General features: G+C 45.6%; 2 protein-coding genes. Both read right to left on the reverse strand.

What is annotated here, in order from left to right; genetic code table 11:
• Positions 1 to 326, reverse strand: a 326-nt coding sequence (locus tag QOS10_RS08800; RefSeq protein ID WP_283595103.1) for a helix-turn-helix domain-containing protein, incomplete at its 3' end; no start/stop codon positions are given.
• Between the two features lie 133 nt (positions 327 to 459).
• On the reverse strand, positions 460 to 5,883 hold the full coding sequence (locus QOS10_RS08805) for a mucin-binding protein (protein WP_283595104.1): 5,424 nt from the start codon (positions 5,881 to 5,883) through the stop codon (positions 460 to 462).
• Positions 5,884 to 6,211: the final 328 nt, after the last annotated feature.

Consider the following 6,211-nt stretch of genomic DNA (forward strand, 5'->3'; position numbering starts at 1 on the left):
TTTGAGCGGTAATATAAACGAGGACGACCGGACCGTTGGTGGCATTTGAGATAAATATTCTGACCAGCTTCATAACTGTAGATGTGATAAGGGTAATCGTAAGTCTTACCATTGAATTTTTGACGACGAATTTGGCGAACTGTACCACGTTTAAGCTCATTATTAATGGTTTGGTGGTTCACTCCTAATTGACGACCGATTGCGCGATTGGAAAGTCCTTGCGACTTTAAAGTCGCAATCATCACTAGCTCTTCTTTAGTAAGGTGTGCATATTTGCGATGAGTGGTCAAAAGGTTAGTGGGCATGGTATCATTTAAGTGCGTCATTTGACGGACATCCTTTCATATAGGTTTGATTCAAAAAAAGCCCCAGCTAGTCGCTTTTAAAAGCGAACTAACTGGAGCTTTCGCAGGTTACTTAGGGAGGAAACATAGTTGATTTAATTTTACTAAGCATTCATTACCGCTCTTGCTTCCGCCGTTTTAAGCCTGTTCCCATTAATCCAAGTAACGTTGCTAGGCCGGCTGCTACCAAACCAGTAGCTGATTGGTCACCAGTTTGAGGGAGTTTCTTAGCAGGGGCCTGAGAAGTAGAAGCCGCGGTTGGAGATGCTGGGGTGGCGCCTGAGGTAGGTGCTTGTGGCACTGCCGAACCTGGCGTTGTCGGTGTTGTTGGTTTCTCCGGCGTTGGCGTCATTGGCGTGTGGTAAACGACCGGAGTATCCGCCCCTGGATCTTCTGGTGTGACGGTTGACGTTTCCGGCGTGTAGCCCGGAATGTCCGGCACTGGTTCGTCTGGCACTACCTTGGTTGGGTCAGTTGGATCCGTTGGGTAGGTTGGCGTTGGCGCATCCGGAATCTTGTTACCGTTTGGATCGACCGGAATAATCTTACCATTTGGCGTGTAGACTACTTGGTCCGTAACGTCTGGGTGATCTGGTGTAGCGGTTAATCCCCCGGCTGTCTTCTTATCAGCGTGGTAGCCTTGAATAACTGGCGTATTAACCTTACCAAAGGTGTGTGAACCTGTCCATGGTGTCGTACTAATCGTCTTTCCAGTTACCTTATCAACCGTGACGGTCCGGGTAAAGGCATTCTTTTCCGTTGATGTCGTTTGCGTATCTGGTTGACTACCATCACTGTAGTGGTAGGTAATCGTTTGGGTAGCGTCACGGGTGACATCCGTTTGATCTTCGGTGTACTTCGGACCATTTGGATCATTTGGATTAATTGGTTCGCCTGGGTTCTTTGGATTATCAGGCGTGACCGTCGTCGTACCGTGCTTCAAGACAACAAGGTAGGTCTTGCCGTTGTTGGAATCGCTAAATTCTGAACCGGCTTTGCCAGTAAAGCCATCTGATACTAAGACGTAGCCCTTGTCTTCCAGTGACTTGATTGTGTCAGTCGTTGTATAGGTGATCTGGTCACCGTACTTACCGGACAAGTCCTTAGTTTCCAGCACAGCATTATTGCTGTCTTGGTCAACGTACTTAACCGTCAAGGAACCATCCTGCTTGTTGTAGACCACTGGCGTGTCCTTGCCCGGGTTTTCTGGCGTTACCGTTGGGGTTTCCGGCGTGTAGCCTGGAATATCTGGCACTGGTTCGTCTGGTACTACCTTGGTTGGGTCGGTTGGATCAGTCGGATACGTTGGATTTGGCACATTTGGAATCTTATTACCGTCAGGATCAACCGGAACAATCTTGCCGTTTTCGGCGTAGGTTACCGTGTCCTCAACGTTTGGCTTCTCCGGCGTAGCCGTCAAACCACCCGCTACCTTCTTGTCGGCGTGGTAGCCATCAACAACTGGTGTAGTTTCAGTACCAAAGGTCTTAGAGCCTGTCCAAGGAGTAGTTGAAATCGTCTTACCCGTTACCTTGTCAATCGTAACCGTCCGCGTAAAGGCATTCTTTTGCGTTTGGACCTTGTCACTCGGCGTCTTGTCGCCGGCACCCGTGTAGTGAACAGTTTGGCTAGCATCCTTAGTTACATCCGTTTGATCTTTGGTGTACTTCGGACCATTTGGATCATTTGGATTAATTGATTCGCCTGGGTTCTTTGGATTATCTGGCGTGACCGTGGTAGTACCATGCTTAAATACGACAACGTATGTCTGGCCATTGTTGGTATTGTCAAATTCTGAGCCAACTTTACCAGTGTAGCCATCTGAAACTAAGACATAACCCTTATCTTCCAAAGACTTGATGGTGTCGGCTGTCGTATAAGTGATCTTATCGCCGTATTTGCCGGATAAGTCTTTAGTTTCTAGAACCGCATTGTTACTGTCTTGGTCAACGTACTTAACCGTCAAAGAACCATCCTGCTTGTTGTAGACGACTTGCGTGTCCTTGCCGGGATCACTTGGCGTAACCGTTGGCGTTTCCGGCGTGTAGCCCGGAATGTCCGGCACTGGTTCGTCTGGCACTACCTTGGTTGGGTCAGTTGGATCCGTTGGGTAGGTTGGCGTTGGCGCATCCGGAATCTTGTTACCGTTTGGATCGACCGGAATAATCTTACCATTTGGCGTGTAGACTACTTGGTCCGTAACGTCTGGGTGATCTGGTGTAGCGGTTAATCCCCCGGCTGTCTTCTTATCAGCATGATACCCCTGTACTACTGGCGTATCAGCCGTACCAAAGGTGTAAGATCCCGTCCATGGCGTAGAGCTAAGCGTCTTGCCAGTGACCTTATCAATCGTTACCGTCCGCGTAAAGGCGTCCTTTTGAGTGGTCGTAGTTTGCGTATCTGGTTGACTACCATCACTATAGTGGTAGGTAATCGTTTGGGTTGCGTCACGGGTGACATCCGTTTGATCTTTGGTGTACTTCGGACCATTTGGATTAATTGGTTCGCCTGGGTTCTTTGGATTATCAGGCGTGACTGTTGTCGTACCGTGCTTCAAGACAACAAGGTAGGTCTTGCCGTTGTTGGAATCGCTAAATGTTGAACCGGCTTTGCCAGTAAAGCCATCTGATACTAAGACGTGGCCCTTGTCTTCCAGTGACTTGATTGTGTCAGTCGTTGTATAGGTGATCTGGTCACCGTACTTACCGGACAAGTCCTTAGTTTCCAGCACAGCATTATTGCTGTCTTGGTCAACGTACTTAACCGTCAAGGAACCATCCTGCTTGTTGTAGACCACTGGCGTGTCCTTGCCAGGGTCTTCTGGCGTAACCGTTGGCGTTTCCGGCGTGTAGCCAGGAATATCAGGTACTGGTTCGTCTGGCACTACCTTAGTTGGGTCGGTTGGATCGGTTGGGTAAGTTGGCGTTGGCGCATCCGGAATCTTATTACCGTTTGGATCAACCGGAATAATCTTACCGTTTTCGGCGTAGGTTACCGTATCCTCAACGTTTGGATTCTCTGGTGTGGCCGTCAAACCACCCGCTACCTTCTTGTCGGCATGGTAGCCATCAACAACTGGTGTATCTTCAGTGCCAAAAGTCTTAGAACCAGTCCAAGGCGTCGTTGAAATCGTCTTACCCGTTACCTTGTCAATCGTGACTGTCCGCGTAAAGGCATCCTTTTGCGTTTGGACCTTGTCACTAGGCGTCTTGTCGCCAGCACCCGTGTAGTGAACGGTTTGACTAGCATCCTTAGTTACGTCCGTTTGATCTTCGGTGTACTTTGGACTGTCTGGATCGTTAGGATTGATTGGCGTATTTGGATCCTTTGGATCTTCTGGCGTGACCGTTGTCGTGGCGTGGTCATAGTAAACCTTGACATCGCTGTTTTCGGTATTGCCATCAACCGTTTCTGCTGCAACCGATTCTTTATCTGGAGCCGTGTAGCCGTAGTTAGTCAAGTCTGGTGACACTACTTCATCCCAGCTGCCTGATTCTACCGTCCAGTCGCCATAGGTAACTTCACCAGTTACTTTGTTAGTATCAACCGTCCGGGTCAAAGTTACGTCTTGTTCAACCGGTTGTGCTAATCTGCTTGGAATAGCCTCCCCAGTCTTCTTGTCAAGGTACTCGATGGTCCGTTTTACGGTTTTGGTTTCGTTTGTAGTATCAGAGTGTTGTGGGTAATAAACCGTCACCGTAGTATCATTACTGTTTTCATTAACCGTTGCTGCCGCAACCTTACTTGCATCAGAACCATCGGCAAAGACTGGTGCATCATACCCCTTGCTTGAAAGGTCAGGTGAAGTCTGTTCAGCCCAACTACCATCAATAGTCCAGTTGCTGTAAGTTACCTTACCAGTTTCACCATTAGTAGTCTTGGTGCGGGTTAAAGTTACCGTTTGCGTTACTGAGTCTGCTACGGTATTGCCAGTTGTCTTATCAACATAGTTAATGGTCCGCGTCACATTTTTGGATTCTGTTTCAGTAGTGTCATCTTTAACATAAACTACTTTAGTATCCATAGTTGGGTGAGACGGTGTAACGGTACCATTATCCACATCAGTATTAGGTTGATCTGTTGAGATGTGATAACCCGGAATCTCTGGGACTGGTTCGTTAGATTTAACTTTGCGTGGATCGTCTGAATCGTTGGTATATGGAACCTCATCACCAATCTTGTTTCCATCTTTTTTATCAACGGGAACGATGCTACCAACTTGGGTGTAATTGTAGGTTAACGAAGTTGATCCAGCAATATACGGGTTAGGGAAGGCATAGGTATCCAAGTATCCCCCATTGCTTTCTTGGTATTGGCCAGTCCCATCTACTGGAACAGTCATCGTTTTTACAAGTTGACTGTTTTTATAGACCTTAACCGTGAAGGAGCCACCGCTATTCAAGGTGTAGTCAGCATCAAGACCTGCATCGGTAAAGTGACGCTTCCACGTCTGACCAACCTTATCGGCAGTATATTCGGAAACCTCACCGCTTTGATTACCTTCAGTTTTAGTTAAAACATAACCGTTTACGACCTCTGGTGCTGAAACCTCAATGTATTTACCAGCTAAAACGGTTTGTGGATCTGATTTAGTACTTACTAAATTACCAGCTTTATCATAATAATTGATCGTTAGCGGAAACTGACCGTTGGTTGGCAAAACCCCAGTAATAAGGTTATTACCTTGACTTCGATCAGCAGAGTCTTTTTCACCATCGGAGGAATAGCCATAGTACAAGATATTATTGTTTTTATTATTTTCATAAACCGTATAGGTATCACCATAATTATTGAAGGTAATCCCATTTTGGCTCTTACTTTCGCCACTCGCTAATTTAATTGGACCAGAAATCGTCCCATCCGCTGACTGAGCAAAGATATAAACGGTACCACTTTCACTACCGTCTTGCTTTACCGCTCCATAATAGCTCACATCATTTAATTCATCTTTAACTTCCTTAAAGACAAAATATTCACTGTATGTGTCATTGTTAAATTGACTTGGATAGTCTGATGGCAATGACGTCGTTACCGTGGGAGTATAGTCTGCTGTTGTGCCTTGCGTACTACTTGAGGTAGCTGCAAATAAAGCCGTCAGCAATTGGCTAGCAGAACGATTCTGTTGCTTTGCACTACTGTTAGCTTTTTCACTTGTGGCACTTTGACTTTGCGCACTATTACTGGTAGTAGCAGATGCGACTTCATTTGTCGCACTACTTGCAACCGCACTAGTCGCTGTTGCACTAGCATTATTAGCAGCACTCTTATTAGTAGTCGCACTTGATGCACTTTGCGCATTTAAACTTACACTACTTGCTGAACCCAGCGAACTAGCACTGGAACCATTAGTTGATGCAGTAGTTTCTGTTGCTCCGGACGTTTGCGTATCCGCATTAGCAGAAATTGTCGAAGCTCCTGCATAGATTGAAACTGAAACCAGCACTGAAGCTACTCCAAAGGACAGCTTCCGCAGAGCCCAATGTTGGTGTTGATCAGCATGTTGCTGATCATATAATTTTTGATTATTTTTCCCAAGCATTTTCTGATTCTCCAATCTATTTATAAGTCAAATTACTAAATATCAATCACTTATCATCAACTTAATAATACTTCAAAAAAAGAAAAAAACAATACTTATTTTTATCTAACTATTTTTAATATTAATTTTTATGGAAAATTAAAAATTATATATACTTGGTGCCTATTCTTAGCGATTTAGCTCTGCTCATTATTTTGTCGAGGGCGGCTGTAAAATGTAGGAAATCGGCGGTTTAAAATTGTCGGTTTTCTTGCATTTTTTGTATACTCACTTTATTAATCTTTTGAGGAAGTGATGAGTATGCGAAAAGACGTTTACGAAAGGATGA

The organism is Limosilactobacillus galli, from assembly GCF_947381495.1.
In the GTDB taxonomy this organism is placed as follows: domain Bacteria; phylum Bacillota; class Bacilli; order Lactobacillales; family Lactobacillaceae; genus Limosilactobacillus; species Limosilactobacillus galli.

Excerpts from the sequence above, each read along its gene's own strand:
- QOS10_RS08805 (WP_283595104.1), bottom strand. The coding sequence starts at position 5,883 with ATGCTTGGGAAAAATAATCAAAAATTATATGATCAGCAACATGCTGAT.